The organism is Dyella mobilis (assembly GCF_016904945.1).
Taxonomy (GTDB): Bacteria; Pseudomonadota; Gammaproteobacteria; order Xanthomonadales; family Rhodanobacteraceae; genus Dyella_B; species Dyella_B mobilis.
The window spans coordinates 1-24306 of record NZ_JADIKF010000036.1; the positions used below are offsets into that span (position 1 = coordinate 1).

Sequence of the window (24306 nt, forward strand, 5' to 3'; positions counted from 1 at the left end):
CGCTCTTCGGCACTTAGATGACTGTAATTCCTCGCCATGCAGCACCTCGGTTGGGGGTGTTGCACTTGAGTCTAGAGACCGCCAACCAAAGAGAAGGGCACCCCCAGGGCGCGCTCGCCGGGCATCCGTGCCCGGCAAGTGCGTGAAGGGTCGAAGGGGCCCCGGGAAGAGCGGCGCGCGTCCGTGCGCGCACTCGGTGCCGGCGCTTTGCGCCGGTAGAGCGTTGCGGGTGTGAAAGCTGCTCCGAGGTTGTAAAGCTGGATGCAACGCTCAATCAATCTTGTCGACCGGCGTAATGCCTGGCGGTTGCGAAAGCGCGAGATGCTTTCGTGCAAACTGCACGAAACTCGTTGCCGCCTGGCTCATCGCCTTTTCCTGCAAAGTCAATGCGTGCAGCGGTAGCGGCGGCGCTGCGTGCGATTCGAATGCCGTGCGCAGGCGGCCGGTCTCCAGGTCTGCGTGGCAGAGATAGAGCGGCAATCGCGCATAACCCATGCCGGCCCTGGCTGCCGCCAGCAACGTCGAAACGTGGTTGCTGGTGAAGCGCGGAGACTGGCGCCGGCGTGACGCGGAGCTGGGATGCCGCGACGTCGTTGCGCGGGTGTGGCTGAGGTAGTGCTGGTCGGGAATCGAATCCGGATGATCCGGATGATCTGTCTGTGCGAGCAGTCGCGGGCTGGCTACCAGCACCTGACGAATGCTGCCCAGGGCGCGCGCGACGATATCGGCGCTGTCGGGTAACGTGTGGTCCATGCAGAGCACGATATCGGCGCGCTGCTCCAGCAAGGCATCGACGCCCTCGTCACTCTGTATGGCACTGATCCGGGTGTGCGGCCGATGATGCGAAAAACCCTCCAGCATGCCTTCCAGCAGGGGCAGCAGGCGGCTGTCCGCGTGAATGCGCACGTGGCCGCCAGGCGAACCTTTTACTTCGGCGGCGGCAGCTTGTGCTGCGGCGGCCGCTTCGCGAATCAAGAGCGCTTGCCGGTAGACCTGTTCGCCGACCGCCGTAACGGAAAAGCGGCGCGCATTCCGATGCAGGAGCTGGGCGCCGAGTCTTTCCTCCAGTTCGATGATCCGACGGCTGAGCCGCGATTTGGTGGTCCCCGCGCGGTGAGCGGCGGCAGAAAAGCCCCCGGCTTCTACCACCAGGGTCAACAGATACAAGTCCACCAGATTGTCTGGGTTATCCACTTGCGACTCCCCCTGTGTCGTCGCGTAAGTCATGCCGTTGGCGCCAAAGAGCGCCAATAGCCAAGAGCGGCGAGAGCATAGTCGCGCCTGGCGAGACGGACTTTTGCGGGAGGTGACGTGACCTTTGGGGGAAGGGAGTGCGGTGCCCGATTGCCTATAATGCGGCAGGACGTGGCGGCATTCGACGCCATGGACAGGGCCTGGTTGCCTCGTTTGCACGGCCGCAAATGAGGCGAACAGCCCCTGGCTGCAACAGGAGCCGAACAGGGGCGGCAAGACGTTGGCGCAGAATCAACCACTCATTTTGGTCATTGACGACCAGCCCGAGGAAATACGCGCGGTTATCGAGCTCTTTCGTGGCGAGCAACTGCGCGTGAACGTGGCGACCGATATGCGGCAGGGTTACGAGCGCGCCATGGCGCTGTCGCCCGACCTGATCCTGCTGGACGTGCGGATGCCGCACGTGGACGGTTTTGCCGGCAGTCGGTTGCTGAAGGAGTCGCCGCGCACGCGCGATATCCCGATCATCTTTCTCAGCTCCGCCGGCACCGAGGACGAGCGGCTGGAAGGATTGCTGCACGGCGCCGTCGATTACGTACTGAAACCATGCCTGCCTGCCGAGGTGTTGGCGCGCGTACGCATCCATCTGCGGCTGGCGTCGCGTACCGCCGCAACCGAACCATCGACGCCGCCCGAGCTGCTGTCGCCCGATGAAGTGATCTTGCGCGCGGCGATGCGTTTTATAGGGGGCAACCTTGCTGCGTTGCCGCCGCTTGCCGAGATCGCGCACAAGGTGGGGACGCACGACAAGAAGCTTTCGGCCATTTTTCGCCAATACCTGCAAGTGACAGTGTTTGCCTGGATCAGGGACGAACGGCTGCGACGCGGACGCGAACTGCTGTCCGATTCGCGCATGAGCATGCAGGACATCGCCGAGCAGGTCGGTTTTCGCAGCGCCTGCAATTTCACCACGGCTTTTCGCGAACGCACGGGCGTCACGCCGAGTGCATTCCGGCGCCGTTTGCAGGAACACGGTGACACGGCCGCTTGAGCGGTTTGGACACCTTCGTGCGGAAAGGGTGACACCTTCTGCAAAAAAATCGCCGGGCATCGACTTGCTTCACACCCGCCGCCGCAAAGCCGCCGGCCTTCATCGACATCGTGCGCAAACCGGTGCAAGCCGCCGTAAAAATGCGAAGTTGCCGCAAAAGGTGCGAACGATGGACTTTTGCCGGAGTACCCTTTTGTCACGCATGGCGAGACGCAATTTCCCGGGTTTGCGCCTTTGGGTCCGGCGTTTTCTCTCATAGCATACGTACACGCTGGTGGATCCGGAGCAACGGATTACGCGTCGTTTATCGAAGAAAAAGTCGCGCCGCTGCCATTGGAATGGCATCGTGCGCGATGCGCCATTCGGAAGACTTCCGAATGGGCTGGGGGTCGCTACTTTCGCATCAATCGACCAGTCCACCCGCGGGTGCGGGCAGCACGCGCGCCTGCCGCATGCATGGTGCGTGCGGGGCCGCGCTTGCCGGAGCTTACTCAGCAGGGGGTGTTGGCAATGGACAGGCGACTTCACGTGAACTTCCAGGACCGTTCAAGGCGACGACGCGGATAGCGCCGGCGTCCTCGATGGCGTGCGCGAAAACATCGCGCGGGTGATCGGGCTTCGGGTTGATGTCCCGCGAGCCGGAACGAATCACCACGAGATCCAAGCTGGACCATTCGCATGCGCACTGTGCGCATTTGCGTCACATCCGGCTGTGCGCGCCATTCGCTGTCGCGGTTGTTCGTTGGCCATCGGCGGAGCAGGGGCGGTACGGCGACCGCCCCTGCGGCCGCTCACGGCGCATTCAACCGGTCAGTCCAGCTCCATCGATCCGCTCATTTGCCTATTTCCCCGATGGCCTTGCATGCAGGCATGAACGCTGCTTGGCCTCGCGATCAACCCTCAAAAGGCGCGTTGAACTCATGAACCACATTTACAGGCTGTGCTGGAACCGTTCCCTTTCCCAATGGGTGCCGGCTTCGGAGCTGGCGAATGCCACGCGCGTGGGCGGCGGGTCGCGCAAGCGCGGTGTGGTCGGGCAACGCGCCTTGGCGCTCTCGCTGCTGGCCGTGTCGCTGGGCATGTCGGGGCTGGTGCACGCAGGCAACGGGCCGACCGGCGGCCAGATCGTGTCCGGTGCCGGCCAGATCCAGCAAGTAGGCAACGTCACCACGATCCGGCAGGACAGTTCGACCCTCAGCCTGAACTGGCAGAGCTTCGACATCGGCGCCGATCAAACGGTGAACTTCCTGCAGCCGGGCAGCAATGCGATTGCAGTCAACCGCATCTTCAGCAGCACGCCCAGCGACATCTACGGGCATCTCAACGCCAACGGCCAGGTGTGGCTGATCAACCCCAACGGTGTGTTGTTCGGACAGGGTTCGCAGGTGAACGTAGGCGGCCTGGTTGCTTCCACGCTGGACGTGGATGACAGCACGCTCGGCAGCAGCGAGCGCAGTTTCAGCGGCTCGGGCAAGGGCAGCATCGTCAATCGCGGCACCATTACCGCCGCCAACGGCGGTTACGTCGCCCTGTTGGGCAATCAGGTTTCCAACCAGGGAACGGTGACGGCGCAGCTCGGTACCGTGGCGCTTGCCGGCGGCAGCGCCGTCACGCTGACCTTTTCCGGCAGCCAGATCGTGCATCTGCAGGTGGATCGGAGCACGCTGAACAACCTGGCGGAAAATCGCCAGTTGATCGTCGCCGACGGCGGCCGCGTGATCATGACCGCCGGCGCCAAGGATGCCTTGCTCGCCAGCGTGGTGAACAACACCGGCAGGGTGCAGGCGCAGACCGTACAGAACCACAATGGCACCATTACCCTGCTGGGCGGCATGACGGCGGGACAGGTGAATGTCGGCGGCACGCTGGATGCGAGTGCGCCCAACGGCGGCAGCGGCGGTTCCATCGAAACCTCCGCCGCCCATTTCAGCGTGGCCGGCGATGCGCAGGTCACTGCCGCGGCACCCCAAGGCAAGGCCGGCACCTGGCTGGTCGACCCTGTCGATCTCACCATCGACAGCACCGCGGCTACCACCATTTCCAATTCGCTCAACGGCGGCACCAGCGTCACGGAGCAGACCACCTCGACAGGCGCAACCGGTGCGGGCACGCAAAGCGCCGGCCTGGGCGACATCAACGTCAATGCGGCGATCAGCTGGAACAATGCGAACGCCACGCTGGAGCTCGATGCCTATCACGGCATCAACGTCAATGCGCAGGTGAGCGGCACCGGCAAGGTGGTGATGGACGCCGCGGGCGCCAATCTCACCATCGCCAGCGGCGCATCGATCGTCGGCGGTGCAGGCGTGACGCTGGCCACCGGCGCGAATTTCGTCAACAACGCGGGCAGCGCCGCCGTTAGCACGGGCACCTCCTCGCCCTGGCTGATCTATTCCACCAATCCCACGCTCGATACCGCTGGCGGCCTCACGCCGAATTTCATCCAGTACAACGCGCCGTATCAGACTGCAGCTGCAGCCTCGGGCAACGGCTTTCTTTATAGCGTAGCGCCCACGCTGACCGTGTCGGGACTGACCAGCACGGTAACCAAGAGCTACGACGGCACCACCAGCGCGCCGCTGGCGGCCTCCAATCTCACCACCAGCGGCCTGATCGACGGAGACACGATCGCTTCGGCAACCGGCACGTATGCGTCGGCCAATGCAGGTTCGAACATCGCCGTCACCACGCCGTCCGCGGCGTCCGGGTTCAGCATCGTCAACGGTGCCGGCATTCCGGTTTACGGCTACGGCCTGTCCGGATCGGCGACCGCGAATATCGGCACGATCAATCCGGCGGTGTTGACGGCAACGATCATCGGCGACCCCAGCAAGGTCTACGACGGCACCACCACGGCGACACTGGGTTCGTCCAATTACCAGCTCACCGGTTTTGTCGCCGGGCAGGGCGCTACGGTCAACCAGCCCAGTTCGATCGCCTATGCCGGTGCGGATGCCGGCTCCCAGCAGCTCAACGCGACGTTCACCATCACCAACTTCGCCGCCAACAGCGGCACCAATCTTTCCAACTACGTGCTGCCCACCGCGGCCACCGGCCTGGGCACGATCACGCCCGCACCGGTGTTGCTCAGCGGCGTACTGGCTAACAACAAGGTGTACGACGGCGGCGCCGCCGATACGTTGAACCTCAGCAATGCCGGTATTTATGGCGTGATCGCGGGCGATAACGTCACGCTCAACAGTTCAGGCGCTACCGGCATTTTTGCCAGCGCCAATGCGGGCAACAATATTGCGGTCAGCCTCAGCGGCTTTTCGCTCAATGGCAGCAAGGCCAGCGATTACCAGTTGATTGCGCCGACCAACCTGACCGCGAACATCACGCAGAAAGCGCTGAGCGTCAGCGGCGTGACGGCGAACAACAAGGTGTACGACAGCACGACGGCCGATACGCTGAATACGACCGGCGCCACGCTCAATGGCGTGGTGGCCGGCGACGTCGTGTCGCTGCAGGCCGGTTCCGCCACCGGCACCTTCAGCCAGTCGGACGTGGGCAACAGTCTTGCGGTGACGGCGAGCGGCATGAGCCTGAGCGGTGCCGCGGCGGGCAACTACACGCTGACGGAACCGACCGGCCTGGTGGCCAACATCACGCCCCGGGCGTTGAGCGTCGTTTTCAACGGAAGTCCCACCAAAATCTACGACGGCACCGACGCCGCCACGCTAAGCCAAAGCGATTTCGTCATCACCGGGTTCGCCGGCAACGAGAGTGCGACCGTATCGCAGAGTCCTGCGGTGTATGGCGGGGTCAATGCCGGCACCAACATCAACGTCACCGCCACGCTGCAGCCCTCCGATTTCACGGTCGCTTCGGGCACCAAGCTGTCCAACTACACGTTTAACAGCACGGTGACGGGGTTGGGCACGATCGACCCGGCGCCGGTGGTGGTGTCGATCGTCGACAATCCCACCAAGGTCTACGACGGCAACACCACGGCGGCGCTCAGCGGCAGTAACTTCACCGTGTCGGGCGTGATTAACGGGGAAAGCATTACGGTTAATCCGGCAACCGGCCAATATGCATCGGCCAATGCCGGTATCGAGGGCGTCAGCGCGGCGCTTACCAGCGCCGATTTCACCGCGGGGTCCGGTACCCTGCTGTCGAACTATGCATTGACGGTTGTCGCCAACGGCTACGGCACGATCACGCAGGCACCGTTGGCCGGCAGCCTCATTGCCAGCCTCAACAAGACCATCAGCAGGCTCTACGATGGGACCAATACCTATGAGCTCAACGTAGGCGGCGCCCAGGACTTTGTGCTGAACGGTTTCAAAAATGGCGATACCGCCGTCGTCAATCCGAACATCATCGGCTATTTCGCCAGCAAGAACGTCGCAAACAACCAGCCGTTCCAGGTTACGCTGAACAGCTCGGACTTCACCTTTACCTGCGGTAGCGGCTCGGCTTGTGCCGGCAATTACTCCTATCCCAGCACCATTTACACCACGGGCAGCATTACGCCTGCGCCGTTGTCGATCAGCCTCGTCGGCAACCTCAACAAGGTGTATGACGGCAGCACGTTTGCGCAGCTCAATTCATCCAATTTCCAGATCAACGGCTTCGTCAGCGGCGAAGGCGCCACGATCACGCCGACTGCTTCGTTCAACTATGCCTCGGCGAACGCCGGCAGCAATATCGCGATCAACGGTACCGTCACGCCCAGCAATTACACTCCCGCCAGCGGCACGCTGTTGTCCAACTACACGCTGGCGAACACGGCAACCGGCCTTGGCAACATCGCGCAGGCGCCGCTCTACATAACGGGTGTCTACGCCACCGGCAAGGTCTACGACACCAATACGAGCGACACGCTGAGCACGGGCGCTGCCGGCCTAGCCGGGCTGGTGGCTTCGGACGCGGGCAATGTCACGCTGGTTACCTCCACCTCCGGCACGTTTGCCCAGTCGAACGTCGGCAACGGTATCGCGGTTACCGCCAATGGTTTCTCCATTAACGGCAGTGCCGCGGCCAATTACAGCCTGCAGCCGATCAGCGGCCTGACGGCCAATATCACTCCGGCGCAGCTGACCATCAGCGGCGTCACGGCCAGCGACAAGGTTTACGACGGCACGCTCGCCGATACGCTCAATACCGGTAGTGCCGCACTGCAAGGCATCCTCAGCGGCGACACGGTGACCCTGGGCACGAGCGGTGCGGCCGGCACATTCAGCACGGCCAACGTCGGCAACAATCTCGCCGTCAGTACCGGCGGTTTTACCTTGGGCGGTGCGCAGGCGGGCAACTACACGTTGGCGCAACCTGGCGGTCTCACGGCGAACATCACGCCGGCGACGCTCGTCGCCACGATCACCGGCAGCCCCACCAAGGTCTATGACGGCACCAATTCGGCCACGCTTACCGCGTCGGATTACACCTTGACCGGTTTCGTCAACGGGCAGGGCGCTTCGATTCCGCAATCGGCCACGGCCAACTACGTGACGCCGAATGCCGGCACCGGGCTGGGCGTGCAGTCGACCCTGGTGGTGTCGGACTTCGTGGCCAATAGCGGTACGTTGCTGTCCAACTACATTCTGCCGACGTCGGCGACGGGCAATAATGGCGTGATCACGCCGTATGTGCTCAACCTCAGCGGCACGCGCGTCTACGACACGACGACCGGTGCCAACGCTGCCTTGTTCGGAAACGGCGGCGTGCTGGCCGGCCTCAACAGCGACACCCTGACCGTGAGCGGTGCGGGCACGGTGTCCAGCAAAAACGTGGGTACCTATACCGGTGCGTCGCAATTCAGCCTCAATACGCTGGCGCTGACTGGCAATGGTTCTGCGCTGGCCAGCAACTACACCCTGATCGGCGGTACCGATACGCTGGTCATTACGCCGGCAACGCTTACCGTCAGCGGCACGGTTGCCGCGAACAAGGTCTACGACGGCACCACCGCGGCGTCGCTGAGCGGCTCGGTGCTCAATGGCGTGCTTGCAGGCGATAGCGTCACGCTCGGCAACGATACGGCCGGCACCTTCGCCACCAAGAATGCGGGTAACGGCATCGCCGTCGGTACCAACATGTCGGTCAGCGGCACCGATGCGGGCAACTATATCCTGCAGCAGCCTGCCGGCATTTCCGCCAATATCACGCCGCTTGCCATTACCGTCACTGCCACCGGCACCAACCGCCAATACGACGGCACCTTGAATGATGCCGTGACCCTGGCCGGCACGCTGGCGGGAGACAGCGTCACCATCAACGATACCTCGGCCACGTTCGGCGATGCCAACGTGGGCAACGGCAAGACCGTAACGGTCGACGGCATCTCGCTGAGCGGCGCCAGCGCGAACAACTACACCCTTAACAACACGTCCACCACGACCACGGCCAACATCACGCCGCGCGTTCTCAACCTCACCGGTACGCGCATCTACGACGCGAATACCGACGCCAATGCCAACCTGTTCGGCACCAGTGGCGTGCTGACCGGCGTGAACGGCGAAACGCTCACATTGGGCGGGTCGGGCATCGTGTCCAGCAAGAACGTCGGCAGCTATACCGGCACCTCGCAGTTCAACCTCGGTACGCTGTCACTGACCGGTAACGGTTCGGCCCTGGCCAGCAACTACACGCTGGTCGGCGGAACTGACAAGTTGACGATCAACAAGGCCACGCTCACCGTAAGCGGCACCGTCGCTGCCGACAAGGTATATGACGGCACCACCGCAGCTTCGCTGAGCGGCTCCGTGTTGAATGGGGTGTTCTCGGGCGACAACGTCACGCTCGGCAACGACGCGGCCGGTACGTTCGCCACCAAGAATGTGGGTAACGGCATTGCCGTCAGCACCAACATGACGGTCAGCGGCACCGATATAGGCAATTATACGTTGGTGCAGCCCACCGGCATTGCCGCCAACATCACACCGCTCGCCATCACCGTTACTGCCACGGGCACCAATCGCGTCTATAACGGCTCGGTGACGGATGCAGTCACGCTGGCGGGCACGCTGGTGGGCGACAACGTCACCATCAGCGACAGCTCGGCCACTTTCGGCGACGCCAACGTGGGCAACGGCAAGACCGTAACGGTCAGCGGTATCTCGCTGGGCGGCGCCAGCGCCAGCAACTACACGCTCAACAATACGTCTACCACGACGACGGCGAATATCACCCCGGTCGTTCTCAATCTCACCGGAAGCCGCGTGTACGACGCCACCACCGGTGCGAATGCCAGCCTGTTCGGCAACGATGGCGTACTGACCGGCGTGAACGGCGAAACGCTGACGCTGGGCGGGGTTGGCACACTCTCCACCGCCAATGCCGGCACGCACCAGGCTTTTGCAGGAGGCGGGCTGGGCGGCTTTACGTTGACCGGCAATGGCACTGCGCTGGCCAGCAATTACACCCTCACCGGCGGCACGGATTGGGTAACCATCACGCCCTACGTGCTCAACCTCAGCGGCACGCGCGTCTACGACGCCACCACCGGTGCTGCGGGCAACCTGTTCGGTACGGCAGGCGTGCTGAACGGCATCAATGGCGACACGCTGACCTTGAATGGTTCCGGCACGGTGTCCAGCAAGAACGTGGGCAACTACACCGGCGCGGACTTCAACCTCAACACGCTGTCGCTGACCGGCAACGGTTCGGCCCTGGCCGGCAATTACACGCTGGTCGGCGGTACGGATGCGCTGACGATCACCAAGGCCACGTTGACGGTGAACGGCACGGCGGTGGGGACCAAGACCTACGACGGCAACACCACGGCTCAGTTGAGCGGCTCGCAATTGCAGGGCGTGTTCAGCGGTGACAACGTGACGCTGGGCAACGACAGTACCGGTACCTTCGCATCGCCCAATGCCGGCAGCGGCATTGCAGTCAGCACCGGCATGAGCGTCAGCGGTACCGATGCGGGCAACTACACCCTGGTGCAGCCGGCCGGCCTTGCCGGCACGATTACCCCTTACGTGCTCAATCTCTCCGGCACGCGCGTCTACGACGCCACCACCGGTGCTGCGAACAACCTGTTCGGTACGGCAGGCGTGCTGAACGGCATCAATGGCGACACGTTGACCTTGAATGGTTCCGGCACGGTCTCCAGCAAGAACGTGGGCAACTACACCGGCGCGGACTTCAACCTCAACACGCTGTCGTTGATCGGCAACGGTTCGGCCCTGGCCGGCAACTACACGCTGGTCGGTGGTACGGATGCGCTGACGATCACCAAGGCCACGTTGACCGTGAACGGCACGGCGGTAGGGACCAAGACCTACGACGGCAACACCACGGCTCAGNCGGACTTCAACCTCAACACGCTGTCGTTGATCGGCAACGGTTCGGCCCTGGCCGGCAACTACACGCTGGTCGGTGGTACGGATGCGCTGACGATCACCAAGGCCACGTTGACCGTGAACGGCACGGCGGTGGGGACCAAGACCTACGACGGCAACACCACGGCTCAGCTGAGCGGTTCGCAATTGCAAGGCGTGTTCAGCGGCGACAACGTGACGCTGGGCAACGACAGTACCGGTACCTTCGCGTCGCCGAACGCCGGCACGGGTATCGCGGTCAGCACCGGCATGAGCGTCAGCGGTGCCGATGCGGGCAACTACACCCTGGTGCAGCCGGCCGGCCTTGCCGGCACGATTACCCCTTACGTGCTCAATCTCTCCGGCACGCGCGTGTATGACGCCACCACGGGAGCCGATGCGACGCTGTTCGGCAGCAGCGGTGTGCTGAACGGCATCAATGGCGACACGCTGACCTTGAACGGCGCCGGCGCGGTGTCCAGCAAGAACGTGGGCAACTACACCGGCACGGACTTCAACCTCAACACGTTGGCGTTGACTGGCAACGGCTCGGCCCTGGCCGGCAACTACACGCTGGTCGGCGGTACGGATGCGCTGACGATCACCAAGGCCACGCTGACCGTGAACGGCACGGCGGTAGGGACCAAGACCTACGACGGCAACACCACGGCCCAGTTGAGCGGCTCGCAGCTGCAAGGCGTGTTCAGCGGCGACAACGTGACGCTGGGCAACGACAGCACCGGTACTTTCGCATCGCCGAACGCCGGCACGGGTATCGCGGTCAGCACCGGCATGAGCGTCAGCGGTGCCGATGCGGGCAACTACACGCTGGTGCAGCCGGCCGGCCTTGCCGGCACGATTACCCCTTACGTGCTCAATCTCTCCGGCACGCGCGTGTATGACGCCACCACGGGAGCCGACGCGGCGCTATTCGGCAGCAGCGGTGTGCTGAACGGCATCAATGGCGACACGCTAACCTTGAGTGGCGCAGGCACGGTCTCCAGCAAGAACGTGGGCAACTACACCGGCGCGGACTTCAACCTCAACACGCTGGCGCTGACCGGCAACGGTTCGGCCCTGGCTGGCAACTACACGCTGGTCGGCGGTACGGATGCGATCGTCATCACGCCGCGGGTCATCACCGTCAGCGCCACTGGTCAGGACAAGACCTATGACACCGACAGCACCGCCGGCGTAAGCCTGGCCAGCAATGGCGTGTTGCAGGGCGACACGGTGAACTTCCACGATGGCGCTGCCAATTTCAGCTCGCCCAATGCTGGCAATAACGTGTCGATCGCCGTCAGCGGCATTACCGCCTCCGGCGTCGACGCCGGCAACTACAGCTTCAATAGCACGGCCACGACCAGCGCGACGATCAATCCGTATGTACTCAACCTCACCGGCACGCGCGTGTACGACGGCAGCACCGACGCAAATGCCAGCCTGTTCGGCAACGACGGCGTGCTCGCCGGCCTGAACGGCCAGACCGTGACGGTAAGCGGTTCGGGCGTGCTCGGCAGCAAGAATGTCGGTGCGCAAGGGCGCTTTGCCAATCTCGGTTCGCTGGTGCTTGGCAACGGCACCGGGCTGGGCAGCAACTACACGCTGGCCGGCGGTATCGATTGGGTGACCATCACGCCCGCCACGCTGACGGTGATCGGTACCACCACCAGCAATCGCGTGTATGACGGCACGACCAACGATGCGTTGAGCGGCGCCACGCTCAGCGGCGTGTTCGGCGGCGACAACGTCGTGCTTGGCAACGCCACCGTCGGCCAGTTCGGCGACAAGAACGTGGGCAATGGCAAATCGGTCGCCACCGACATGTCCATCAGCGGCGGCGATGCCGGCAATTACATCCTGGTGCAGCCGACCGGCTTGACCGCGGATATCACACCGCTGGCCATCGAGGTTACCGCCACCGGTACCAATCGCATGTACAACGGGAAGGTGGGCGATGTCGTTGCGCTCACGGTCAACGGCGTGTTGCCGGGAGATGCCGTAACGGTTACGGACGGGTCGGCCAATTTCGCCGATCCCTATGTCGGCAACGGCAAGACCGTCACCGTCAGCGGCATCACGGCGAGCGGCGCGGATGCGGGCAATTACCTGATCGTCGATCCGACCACGACCGCCACGGCCAACATCACCAGCGCCGGCTTTGCCGGCACCGGCGTGCAGGGCAGCTGGATTGCTCAGATGCAGGCCGGCTTGCAGTCCACGCCGATTGCCACGCCCTACGGGTCCGCCGACATGGACACGGTCGGCGTGTACAGCGGCAACCATCAGTTGCGCCATCGCCCGATCGAGCGCAACCGCGCGCGCACCGATTTCCGTTCCGGTCTTGCCCTGAAATTGCAGGGCAGCGGTGTACGTCTGCCCACGGATGCGTCGCCATGATGTTTCGCTTCTCCTTGCACCACGCCAAGCTGTCCCATCGCCCCGGTGAATTCATGAAAATCGAGCCACGTACGGCCACGTTGCGTCTTTCCCTGCTTTGCTCCGCGCTTGCCCTGTGCGTCCCGTCCGTACATGCGCAAACGCACGTCGTTGCGCCGCAAACCAATAGCGGCCAGCTGCTGCAGCAAATGCAGCAGCCCGCGCAGCAGCCTTCATCCGACCTGGATCTGAATATCCAGAAACAAAAGACCCAGCGCTCGCAGGACAACAGCAAGTTTCAAGTCCGCAGCATCGAGATCGACGGCAACAAGCTGTTGCCGGCTGCCGCCTTGCATGCGCTGGTGGCATCCGCCGAGGGGCGCGAGCTGAGCCTCAACGATCTGGATGATCTGGCGGACAAGATCAGCGCCTACTACCACGATCACGGCTACCCGCTTACCGTGGCCTATGTGCCGGCGCAGACCCTGCGCAATGGCGTGGTGCGTATCTCGGTGGTGGAAGCGCGCTACGGCAAAGTGGTGCTGCAAAACCAGAGCGCCGTAGGCAGCTATCCGCTCAACGCCACGCTGTCGCCGCTGCAGCCGGGAAATCCGGTAAGCGAATACGGCCTGGAGCGCAGCCTGTTGCTGTTGTCGGACATCCCTGGCGCGATCGTCAATTCCGTGATGCGCCCCGGCGATGCGGAAGGTACTTCCGACCTGGTCGTGGATGTCACCTCCGCGCCGCGCTACACCGGCACGCTGGGCCTGGACAATTACGGCAATGCCTACACCGATCGCCTGCGTCTTTCCGGCACGTTCGACGTCAACGGCCTGTTCCATCAAGGCGATCTGCTCGATTTCAGCGGTGTCAGTTCCGGCGAAAACATGAACTACGGTCACCTCGGCTACCGTTATCTGCTGACCGGGCAGGGCACGACGCTGGGCTTGGGCTTGACCGGCCTCGATTACAAGCTGGGCAACGGCTTGTCCGACCTGCAAGCGCATGGCACGGCCACGACGCAGAGCGTCAACCTGTCGCAGCCGTTCATTCGCAATACCCGCGGCAACCTGTATGCGCAGATCGAGTTCGATCACAAGCGCCTGTACGACGACATCGACGTAGCCGGCCTGGAAACCCATCGCCACGAAAACAACTGGGTGTTGACGGTAGCCGGCGACCAGCGCGATAGCAGCGGCATTACCAATTTCAACGTCAGCGGCACGTATGGACGCCTGTATCTGGACAACTTCCAGACCCTGTTCGCCGACTATTTCGGCGCGCGTACTGCAGGCAACTTCGTCAAATGGGATTACTCCATCTCGCGGCTGCAGCAACTCGACACCACCAACGCGCTGTATTTCGGATTTTCGGGGCAGCATTCCAACAAGAACCTGGATACTTCCGAGCAGTTCTACCTTGGCGGCCCCAACACGGTGCGCGGCTATGACGTCGGCGTGGTTTCCGGCGCGCAAGGGAACTTGGCGACCATCGAGTATCGCCACGATTTCACCTTTTCGCTATTGCCTGGACCTTGGCAGGCTTCGGCGTTTGTCGACAGCGGACACGTGCAGGCGTACAAGGATCCTTTCCTGCCGGGCGTGAACGGTGCGCGCCTCAACAGTGCGGGCCTTGGGCTGCATTGGTCCGCTTCGCACGATTGGGTGGTTGCCACCAGCGTGGCAGTGCCCATCGGCAACAAGCCGGAGCTGGCCGGCCCGCACGTCGACACGTCGGCACGGTTCTGGCTCCAGGTGCAGAAAGGGTTTTACTGATAGGGAACCGTAAAGCGTGCGCCTTCGATAACGCAGGTCGGAGGCGCGCGATTTGGCGGAGGCGTTGATTCCGCCTTGCCGCAGTCTCCGCATCGCGTCTTCGCGGGCGCTTGGGCCGGGTTTGCGTCCGCATATCGATATATGTAGACTTAATCCATGGCACCCTTCAGAGCCCCCTCTGCGCAAACCGTGATGCTCCTGGCAGCACTGATGTCGCAGCGTACTCAGTGGCTGCACGGCTACGACCTGTCGGAGCAGACCGGGCTTCCTTCGGGAACGCTCTATCCCATCCTCATGCGCTTGAGCGATCGGGGCATGGTCGAATCCAAGTGGGAGCCGTCGCCGCATCAAGGCCGTCCGCCCAGAAAGCTCTATCGCCTCACTGCGGAAGGGGCGGCTTACGCGACCGAGCACGTGCGTGCGAGCCAGGTGAAATGGCGGCCGCTGTCGCCGGGGCGCGCCTGATGGGTGACGACGGCGCCAAGTCCAGGGCACTGACGGCGGCCATTCGCTTCGCGACCTGGATGCTGCCGGCGCACCGCAAAGAATGGGCCGATGCCACCTTCAACGAGGTGGCTTATATCGACACGCAGCTCGCCAGGTGGCGATGGGTGCTCGGTTGCACGCTCTTCGCCGTCAGAGAGAGGGCGGTCCACGAACTGGCCACGACGTTTTCGGCGCGCAGCACGTTGCGTGCGCTATGCGGGCTGAGTGCCGCGTCGGTCATGCTGGCGGTCGGCATCTTCATTATTCAGAAGCCCTACCAACAGGAGCGCATCGTGCTCATGGTTCTTCACAGTGTCGGCTTGTCGGCCGCGCATCGCCCCGGGTCCGCACCATAGCGGCTCACGCTACGACGGAACGCAGGAGATGGCGCACACGTGACTGACGATCCGATTATCGAAACGCGCGGCCTGAGCCGGCGCTATGGCAGGGTGGAAGCGGTACGCGATCTGAGTTTTACGGTGGAGCGCGGCCAGATCACCGGGTTTCTGGGGCGCAACGGTGCCGGCAAGAGCACCACGATCAAGATGCTGCTCGGCATGATCCGCCCCACCGCAGGCACCGGGCGGGTGCTGGGATACGACATCGACGATCCCGTGCAAAGCGTGCAGATCCGTCGGCGCATTGCCTACGTGGGCGAAGACAAAGGCTTGTACGGCTACATGAGCGTCGGCGAGCTCATCCGCTTTACCCGTTCGTTCTATCCGGACTGGCAACCGCAGATCGAAGCGCGCCTGCTCCAGGACTACCAGTTGCCGCTGGGGCGCAAGGTCAAGGCCATTTCCAAAGGCATGCGCACCAAGCTGGCCCTGTTGCTGGCACTGGCCAGGCGGCCGGAGCTGATCATTCTCGACGAACCTTCGGAAGGTCTCGACCCGGTGTCCATCGAAGAGCTGCTGCAAGCGTTGCAAGAGATCCGTGCCGGCGGCACCAGCGTCTTCTTCTCTTCGCACCAGTTGAGCGAGGTGGAGCAGATTGCCGACCGGGTGTTGATGATCGATCATGGGCGGCTGGTCATGGACACTTTGCTCAGCAACCTGCTGAACAACTATCGCAACATCACTGTAGAAATCGCTGCGCAGGAGCCGATGCCTGCTTTCAGTCTGGCTGGGGTGGAGCGCACCCGTGTTACGGGGCGGCAGGCGAGGGTGCTCGCCAGTTCCAATGTCGAGGGCATCGTGGACTATGCGCGCGCGCTCAGTGCGACCGTACAGGTGACGCCGGTGAATTTGCGCGAAGTCTTTCTCGACATGGTCAGGGACACCACCTGATGCTCTGGTACAAGATGTGGCGGGAAAGCCGGATCCGCTTTGCCATCGGCGCCGCGGCCTTGCTGTGGATGTGCGCGCTGGTGGTGGCACTGCAGCAACGCGTACGCGCACGTGCCGATGAACCGCTGAGTTATGCGCGCTACATCTGGGCCGCCGTTTATAAAGCCAATGTGCTGGACCTGTTTATTCTCCTGGTGATCGTACTTGGGCTGGGCGGGGTGCTGCAGGAGCGTGCACAAGGTACTGCCGGATTTACGCTCTCGCTGCCGGTAAGCCGATGGCGGCTTGTCAGTGCCAGGGCTTCCATGGGACTGATCCAGGTTGCGTTGCTGGCACTGTTGCCCGCATTGCTGATTCCGTTGCTGTCCCCGTTTTTCGGCGAAGCTTATTCGTTTGCACGCGCCTTGCAGTTCAGCGCGTTGTGGGCCGGCTGCGGCATGCTCGTCTTCGCCATGGCGTTCTTCTTTTCCTGCGTTCTGCCCGGAGCCTACTCGCCGGCCGTGGCTTCGGTAGCGGGATTGCTGGCTTATTCGGTGCTCGCCGACCTGTCTTGGCTGGCGCGTTTTCCTGCGTTGGATTTGTTCGGCACGATGCATGGCGCGCAGCTTTCCGTGCAGGCTGCGCCGACGCTGGCGAGCTTCGCCGCACCACTGCCTTGGCTTGCGCTTGGCCTCTACGCGGGGATCGCGCTGGGTCTCATTGGGGCGGCCGGCAGCGTCGTGGCACGCAGGGATTTTTCATGAGTGTGACGATGCCCTTGCTGTTCAAGGCCTGGCGCGAGAGCAGTGGGCGGTTCCTGCTTGGTGCGGCGCTGCTGGCTGCCACGTGCGTATTGGGTGTGGTTTGCCGCGACGGCCTGATCGGGTGGTACGCGCCACGCGGGGAGTTCATCGGCGACCGGTATGTCGGCTACATCTACCGGCTGATCTATGGCGGACCGGCGCGCGCCTTGTTCGTGATCCTGTCCATGGTGCTTGCGTTGGGCGGATTACAACGCGAGCGCCTGCACCGAACGGTGGGATTTACACTGGCCCTGCCGGTGAGTCGCTTGCACCTGACGTTGGCGCAGGCGCTGTTGGGCGTGGGGCAGATTGCCGTGCTCTCTGTATTGCCGCTGCTGACGTTGATGATGTGCTCCCGCCTGGCGCACGTGTCCTATCCGCTGGGGCAGATGGCTCGCTTCGCGTTGTTGTGGTTTGTCGGCGGCACGGTCTTCTTCGCCATAGCCTTCCTGTCAGCAATACTGTTTAGCAGCGAATATGCGGCGCTGGCCATTTCGTTCGTCTTTTCGATCTTCTATCCGGTGGCGACGCTGATTCCTCCGCTGAGCCGCTATCCGCTGAATATCCACCACATCATGAGCGGCATGGCGATGCCGTATTTCGATGCGCGCGAGGCGTTGCTGGTCGGTGCGCCGCCATGGATGCTGCTGGCCTGCATGATGGCGGTTGCGGCTGCGCTGATTGCCGTGGCGGTTCAGGTCGCGCGGCAAAGGGATTTTTGTTAATGAAGTACCGGGCCAGGAATGCTTGAAGCGCCGAAGCCTTCCTGCGTGACGTGCCCCTCCACGAGCCGCGCGCCCTGCGAGCGGCTTTGTTTCCTTGACTAATGGCGATCAGTGCCGTTCGGCGCGCACTTTGTCCAGGAGCGTGTTGAACTGCACGACGGTCTGCTCGGCAGGGAAGTTGCAGTGTCCTTCGCCGAACGGTGGCAGGACAGTCAGCCACTTGCTGTCGCCTGCCGCACGGACTTGCTCGGGGTAGATGGAGTGGAATCGCGCGGGAATGGTTGGGTCGCTGGTATTCCACTGCATGACCAGCGGTATGTCGATGCGACCGGTCAAGGTGACATTGCGGCGGGCGTAGTCCATGGCAGCGGGTGAGCCGGTGTAGCGATGTACCTTGCGGTTGAACGCGTCGTCGTCACCGAAACCGCGATAAACCGTGTTGCGATTGTCCACCGGCATGCCGCCCGCACGGTGCTCGATTTCGCGCAACGCCATGTAATAAAGCGAAAACGATGTCGTTTCCAGTCGCCGACTCAGGATGGCGGCCTCCTTCGGGTGCGCTTGCAGCGCTTTGTCGAAGACAGCCGCTGGAATGAAAGGAGGCGAATCGGGAGCGGTCAGATCGGGCAGTACGCCAGGTATCAACGCGTCGAATGCCACCAACGGGGTGAGCAGGCCCCGCGCGACCATTTCTGGAGTCGAGACCGTCACGCCACAGGTGATCAGCGCGCCGTCATAGGCGTGCGGATAGTGTTCGATGCTGGCCGCAACCTCCATGCCACCCAGCGAAAAGCCGTAGATATACGTATGCGCAGGTTGTGCAAAGGCATGAATGAAATATCGCCGAAGCCGTTCGTTGTCGACGACGGCATCGCCTACGGCCCAGCCTTGCGATGAATATTGGCTTTGCGCAACGGCATAACCCAGGCCAAGAAAGTTTGACGTGGCGTCCGCCGCCCTCATCGGGTTTTTTATCGGTGCACCTACGGGCTGGTAGCCGTGCATCAGCATGACCAGGTCGCCGTTCCAGTTGGCCGGGATGTCGATGCGGTAGAGCGCGCCTTGCAAGGTTCCAGTGTGCGCACCTGGCTGCAGGCCGGCGGCCTGTGCTGGCAGCGAAGCGATGCCGATCCAGACTGTCAGCACGAGCCAGCTAGTGAAGAACCGAATGGGGATGCAGCGCGATAGTGCTCGTTTCACGTGATTATTCCTCGCTCTTGAAGATGTGCGTGCCGGGCCGGTAGGCATGGAAATGACAGAGGTCGAACCGGCGCGTGACGATGCGGTTGCCGTCCGAAAGCGTCGTGCGCAGATCGTGCAGGCAGCCGCCGCCGTCGCGAATCTGCATCAAGACGGCGGATCCGCTGTCGAACGACGATTCCTGCATGGGGCGCATGAAATCGATTTCGTTCCAGCGATCGGTTCCGGCGGGAGTGATCGAAAACGAATCGATGTGGCTGCGCGTGTCGTTGATGATCTCCAGGACAAACGAAGAATGAGACGCGCCACCGGTATCCGCTTTGGGGGCTGCGGCCTGCACGAGCGGAGATGCGATTCCGATCGAGGCTGCCGCCAGGCAACGTACGGCAAGATCTGCTGCGGTATGTTTCACATCATCACTCCTGAGGGGGAAGGAGGCACAGGGGTGCCGTTGCGGCCATTCGCAATGGCCACAGGTCGATGGAGGTGGGAGAGGGTGCAGCCGGGTCCCCGGCCGAGGACCGTCAAACGCGAATCGGTTGAAAACTCGTTTATCGGGAGCGCAAAGCGCTTACCAGGTTCGCGTCCCCGTGTACTGGAGAGCGCTCACCAAGGTTTCGTTCGCGTCGATCACCATCAACACCGTTTCCGTACCGTGTTGCCGTTTGACCAGGTAACTGTCCTGGCCGAACTTGGTGACTCCCGTGAAGGTGTAGGATTCGACCGGGCCGAGTTCAGCGAGAAACTTCTCCCGCGATGCCCTCTGCTCCGCGCGTATGCGGGCCAGGTCGTCGCTCATGCCGGCGCCGCTGACGGGGTCGCTGAGAAACAGCTGCAACGCTTTCTCGCTTCCCGGGAACGGCTTTTGCGCCTTGATGCGTGCCGCGAGCGCAGCGTTGATCCGCTCGGCGGTGGTGGCGTCGATGCGCGTCACGTCCAGCACGTCGCGCCCGTTCTGGCTGGCGATCAGTCGTGAGGCGCGGCCATCGGCGTCCATCACGAAATGCACCGTGGCCGGTCCCGGGCCGTCTTTCACGGCAAACAGCGCCTTGCCTGAAGGAGTCAGGTGGAAGGGTTTCGGCGCGGCGATCTGTCCGCTGATGCGGACCGTGAGACCGTCGCCGGCACGCGTCACCGTAACGAGCGAGGTGGGGCTGATCTGGTAGTAGCCGGTGTAGCGATCGAGCGATTCGCCGACCGGCGGGGTTACCTGTGCTGCAAAGGCCGCCATGCCCAAGGCAACGCAGAGCAACGCAGCTGCCGATGCGCGCGCCCATTTCTTGGGCTTGCGCAGCATCTGTCGAATACGCAATTCCAGGAACGATGCGGAATCGGCCATCGCCGGCAGCACGCCGATGTGACTCGATTGGCGCTGGCCTACCTGGATCAGCGTTTCGCAATAAGCGCCAATATCATGACCGCCGAGCAGGACGCGGGCATCGCAGTCCACTTCGATGGCGCGGCGCAAGCGGCGGAACTGCCACCACATCAGCGGATTCCAGGGCATCAGCGTCAACAGCACCAGGGCGATGGCGACGAGCTGCGGATCGCGCGCGTCCAGATGCGCTCGTTCGTGGGCGATGGCGCACCGCTGCGCTTCATGGTCCGCTTGCAACAGCCACGTCGGTACCACGATGCGCGAGCGCAGCAGGCCGACGACGGCCGGCCCTGCGTCGGGCGCGACCAGGATGCGTTCGCCGTACAAGCTTTTCTCGTTCCATCGGCGTTTGCGTCGATGCAGCAACGCGGAGCCCAAGGCAAGGGTCAGCAACATCAGCGCCGAGGCGGCTGCCCAGATTCCGCGCACCAAGGCATCGACGTTGCCGGATGTCTCATAGGGTTGTGCGTCGCCAAGATCCAGCAACACCGGAGGCATCGGTATCGATGTGGCATTGCGCAACACGATCGGGGTCGGTTCGGCGTGCGAGAGGAGCGTGTCGGGAAGCCGGAACGATACGTACGCGATCGTCGTCGGAAGCACCAGCGAGCCAGCCAGCGATGCTGCCCACATCCATCGCGTCGCCGTCCGGCGGACTTTTGCCGCGCGTTCGGCCGCCAGTGCGGACGCACTCAGCGCGAACGTCACCAGGATGACGTACATCACCCAGGCGATCATTCCGATTCATCCTCGTCGAAACGCTCGGCCAGCAGCTTGCGCATGCGGCGAATCTGCTCGGGGCTGAGCTTCTGCTCCGACACCAAATGCGAAAAGAGCAATTCCGCGGAGCCCTTGAACAGCTTTTCGGTCAGATGCTGCACGGCGTTCTTGCGTGCAGCCTGCTGCTTGATGCTGGCGAAGTAGCGATGCCCGCGGCCTTCTTCTTCGTGCCCGACGTAGCCTTTGCCTTCGAGCGTGCGCAGCACGGTGAGCACGGTCGTATAGGCGAGTTCGTCGCTCAATCGTTCGCGAACCTCGGCAACCAGTGAGGGCCCGTGGTCCCACAGCGCCTGCATGACATCCGCTTCGCGATCGGTAAGGGCAATTTTCATGCTGGCTGTTCGCTCCCTTTCTACTATGGATGTAGTAGATACCTGGGGTGCGCGGCTTGTCAACTATGAGATTAGTTGATGGATGGCGGTCGAGCGGCCGCTGAATCAGCCCGCGCCAGTCGACTCCAGCAGCAGGTATTCGCCCTCGTCGGTTGCACCCGATCCTGCCTCGGTAAAGCCAAGTGCCCGATAAAACGCGAGTGCGGGCGTGTTGGCGCACAGGCATTTCAACCGATAGCGCGTCTTTGGCCAGCCGGGCAGCGCTTGCAAGAGTGCGCTGCCGACGCCTCGGCGAAAACTCGAAGGATCGACGTGAAGATGGTGAATGAACTGATCCGGCTCCCAGACGGAAATCATGCCGATCAATCGGGCAGGAGTTTCCTCCGCCACGAGCAACAGCTCGCCGTGGGTCTGCTGGTCGAAATCATCGATTCGAAACGAGTCGGCAGGCTGCCAGGCGAAGGCCTGGCGCCGCGAGGCAAAAAACAGTTCGCGAAGGGGCGGCAGGTCTGCCGTGGTGGCGAGTCGCACCGTTGCAGTCGTGATCCGTGGCGTGATCAAGTCGCGTCGCCGGTACGTGTTGCGGTATCGAGCGGCGCCTTGCGCAACCGCAGTCGCTGCGCGATTGCCCACAACAGCAAGGCCAATGCCACCCATGCGAACCAGTCGCCGAGCTGCTGGTACAGCGTGGCGGCGTGGGCGGTGGGTACGTCGGCGATGAGCGTCGCGAACGGTGCCGTATTGGTACGCACTTCGGCAAGGATGCGCCCGCGGTTGTCGCTTACGTAGAGGCTGCCGTTCTTGGCGGCGCGAACCAGGTTGAAGCCGTTCTCCACGCCGCGCATCAGGGCGATGTGGCCATGGAAGATCCAGTCAACGTTGAAGTCCCACGCCGGCACCAGCATGAGCCCGGTACCAGCCTTGCCGTAGCGGCGCGACGGGTTCGCAAAATCCATGTCCTTGCAAATGGCGACGCCCCAGGTACCCGTTGCGTGCGACAGCAAGGTCATCGATGTGCCGGGCGTGAATTTCAGCTCGAACGGCGGCAGCATGTGTTCTTTGTGGTATTCCAGCGTCGCCGCGTGCGGAGTGTATACGCGGGCTGCGTTGTAGTCGGCCTTGGTTGCTTCGTGGTCCACGCCGGCAACCAGGGTGACTCCGCTTTGGTCGGCGATGGCCTGCAGGATCGCGTCGGCGCTAGCTGCGTCGTCATGAGTCACGGTGCCGACTTTTTCCGGAATCACGACCACCTTGGCACCTTGCGCGGCCAGTTTGGCCACTTCGTCTGCGTATGCTTGCAGCAGGCGATCGGTGGGCGCCCCTTTGGCCGCCACGTTGTCGTTGTCGGGCGCATCCGATGCCACCAAGCCGACCTTCAACGTTGGTCCGCCCACCGGCGACATCAAACGCACCGTGCCGAAAACCAGCACGGCAGCCAGCACGGCAATTTCAGCACCGACGATCCAGGCTGCCCGCCTGGGCGCATCGCGGTACAGATAAGCGCCGATCGCCAGCGCGGCCGGAAACGAAAACACCAGGAAGCTCATGCCCCAGGGGCCGGTCAGCGATGCCAATTGCAGGAACGGCAAAAACCGTAGTTGCGAATAGGCAAGGCTGATCGCCGTGCCCGAAGAGCTTGCCAGGTTGACGATGTATTCGAACGACGCCCAGGCTGCCGGTACCGACAGCAGCGCACTGATATAGGCGCCACGGCGCAGCAATGCCCGGAACAGCAGCACCGTGGCGGTAAATACCAGTGCCATGGTGCTGAAGTTGATCAGGTAGTCCGCGGCGGGCACCTCGATCAACCCGTGCAGATAACTCCACATGTTGAGCGTGCCGGCAAACCATGCAACGAACGCGACAATGGCTGTACGAAAGGCCGACGCACGCGTCGCGATCAGCAATACGGGCAATGGTGCCAGCCACAGCAGCGGCCACATCGGCTCCATGCCGGTGCCGAACCACAGGAGTACCGCACTGAGAGCGACGGCGGCGACGCAGGTGCTGACGCGCTTGGGATCAAGCCAGGATGCCATGGATGTGTCTCCGAAACGATCGTTCATAGAAAGCGCGGAATTGATCGGCCGAGAGCGCCATGCGCCCGCCGAGATAAAGCATGATGAGCCCGTGCGACAGGGCGCCCATTTCAAATACCACTTCCCACAGGTCGTCCTTGCGCAGTTCGCCGCTGGCGATGCCTTCCTCGACGACGTCCGCCATTTGATTGGCGGTGGGCGACAGGCGCGCCTTGAAGTCCTGTGGATAGACGCGCGCGCCTGTGCGCTTCTGTAAAAACATCAGCTCGAACAGCCGCGGATTTTGCAGTGCGTGTTCAAGATAGATATTCCCCACCTGCACCAGGCGCGTTTCCAGCTTGCCGCGGAAGCGCCGTTTTTTTAGCGACGCGGCCAGCTCCTGGAAACCTGCGTTGGCCACGGCGTTTAACAGCGCTTCCCGATCAGGGTAATGGCGATAGATCGCCATGGGCGTAATGCCCACGGCGCCGGCCACCCGGCGCATGCTCACCGCCTCGGCGCCTTCTTGCTCCAATAGCTCGCGGGCGGCGCAGGCGATCTTCTCGGCGGTGTTCGGAGTCGTCATGTATACACTGTATACATGGATGACCCAAGGCTGCAAGTGCAGGCAGTCCGCCTGCCGC

The 24306-nt window shown here is 62.8% G+C and carries 16 protein-coding genes; 8 read left to right on the forward strand and 8 right to left on the reverse strand.

What is annotated here, in order from left to right:
• Window positions 1-270: 270 nt before the first annotated feature.
• Complete coding sequence (locus tag ISS99_RS04980) at window positions 271-1194, reverse strand: LysR family transcriptional regulator (protein ID WP_204630497.1); 924 nt, start codon at window positions 1192-1194, stop codon at window positions 271-273.
• A gap of 280 nt (window positions 1195-1474) precedes the next feature.
• Between ISS99_RS04980 and ISS99_RS04985 the strand changes: the two genes are divergently transcribed.
• From ISS99_RS04985 to ISS99_RS05020, 8 genes are all read left to right on the forward strand, one after another.
• Window positions 1475-2245, forward strand: coding sequence for a response regulator transcription factor (locus ISS99_RS04985; RefSeq protein ID WP_204630498.1), 771 nt, complete (start codon window positions 1475-1477; stop codon window positions 2243-2245).
• A gap of 920 nt (window positions 2246-3165) precedes the next feature.
• Entirely contained in the window at window positions 3166-12918 is a 9753-nt protein-coding gene (locus ISS99_RS04990; protein WP_204630499.1) for a YDG domain-containing protein, read from the forward strand.
• Complete coding sequence (locus ISS99_RS04995) at window positions 12915-14672, forward strand: ShlB/FhaC/HecB family hemolysin secretion/activation protein (RefSeq protein ID WP_239537692.1); 1758 nt, start codon at window positions 12915-12917, stop codon at window positions 14670-14672. The genes ISS99_RS04990 and ISS99_RS04995 overlap by 4 nt, the downstream gene beginning before the upstream one ends.
• Window positions 14673-14882: 210 nt before the next feature.
• Window positions 14883-15137 carry a PadR family transcriptional regulator gene (locus ISS99_RS05000; protein WP_204630500.1) on the forward strand — a complete coding sequence of 85 codons (255 nt, stop codon included), beginning with the start codon at window positions 14883-14885 and terminating at the stop codon, window positions 15135-15137.
• Window positions 15107-15514, forward strand: coding sequence for a hypothetical protein (locus ISS99_RS05005; protein WP_204630501.1), 408 nt, complete (start codon window positions 15107-15109; stop codon window positions 15512-15514). The genes ISS99_RS05000 and ISS99_RS05005 overlap by 31 nt, the downstream gene beginning before the upstream one ends.
• Window positions 15515-15553: 39 nt before the next feature.
• The gene (locus tag ISS99_RS05010) at window positions 15554-16447 is read left to right on the forward strand and encodes an ABC transporter ATP-binding protein (protein ID WP_204630502.1); all 894 of its coding nucleotides are present in this window, start codon (window positions 15554-15556) and stop codon (window positions 16445-16447) included.
• Complete coding sequence (locus ISS99_RS05015; protein WP_204630503.1) at window positions 16447-17190, forward strand: hypothetical protein; 744 nt, start codon at window positions 16447-16449, stop codon at window positions 17188-17190. Before ISS99_RS05010 ends, ISS99_RS05015 begins: the two co-directional genes overlap by 1 nt.
• Entirely contained in the window at window positions 17187-17954 is a 768-nt protein-coding gene (locus ISS99_RS05020; protein WP_204630504.1) for a hypothetical protein, read from the forward strand. The genes ISS99_RS05015 and ISS99_RS05020 overlap by 4 nt, the downstream gene beginning before the upstream one ends.
• A 108-nt stretch (window positions 17955-18062) precedes the next feature.
• Here ISS99_RS05020 and ISS99_RS05025 read toward each other — a convergent pair whose 3' ends face one another.
• From ISS99_RS05025 to ISS99_RS05055, 7 genes are all read right to left on the reverse strand, one after another.
• A complete protein-coding gene (locus ISS99_RS05025) occupies window positions 18063-19154 on the reverse strand; it encodes an alpha/beta hydrolase (protein WP_284343840.1) in 1092 nt (363 codons plus the stop codon).
• A 4-nt stretch (window positions 19155-19158) separates the two neighbouring features.
• A complete protein-coding gene (locus tag ISS99_RS05030; protein WP_204630505.1) occupies window positions 19159-19566 on the reverse strand; it encodes a hypothetical protein in 408 nt (135 codons plus the stop codon).
• A 159-nt stretch (window positions 19567-19725) separates the two neighbouring features.
• A complete protein-coding gene (locus ISS99_RS05035; protein WP_204630506.1) occupies window positions 19726-21270 on the reverse strand; it encodes a M56 family metallopeptidase in 1545 nt (514 codons plus the stop codon).
• Window positions 21267-21644 (reverse strand): BlaI/MecI/CopY family transcriptional regulator, encoded by a 378-nt coding sequence (locus ISS99_RS05040; protein WP_204630507.1) that lies wholly within the window; start codon window positions 21642-21644, stop codon window positions 21267-21269. The genes ISS99_RS05035 and ISS99_RS05040 overlap by 4 nt, the downstream gene beginning before the upstream one ends.
• A 105-nt stretch (window positions 21645-21749) precedes the next feature.
• On the reverse strand, window positions 21750-22175 hold the full coding sequence (locus tag ISS99_RS05045) for a GNAT family N-acetyltransferase (protein ID WP_204630508.1): 426 nt from the start codon (window positions 22173-22175) through the stop codon (window positions 21750-21752).
• 26 nt (window positions 22176-22201) lie between these two features.
• The gene (locus tag ISS99_RS05050) at window positions 22202-23683 is read right to left on the reverse strand and encodes a nitrilase-related carbon-nitrogen hydrolase (protein ID WP_204630509.1); all 1482 of its coding nucleotides are present in this window, start codon (window positions 23681-23683) and stop codon (window positions 22202-22204) included.
• Window positions 23667-24284 (reverse strand): TetR/AcrR family transcriptional regulator, encoded by a 618-nt coding sequence (locus ISS99_RS05055; RefSeq protein ID WP_204630510.1) that lies wholly within the window; start codon window positions 24282-24284, stop codon window positions 23667-23669. Before ISS99_RS05055 ends, ISS99_RS05050 begins: the two co-directional genes overlap by 17 nt.
• Window positions 24285-24306: the final 22 nt, after the last annotated feature.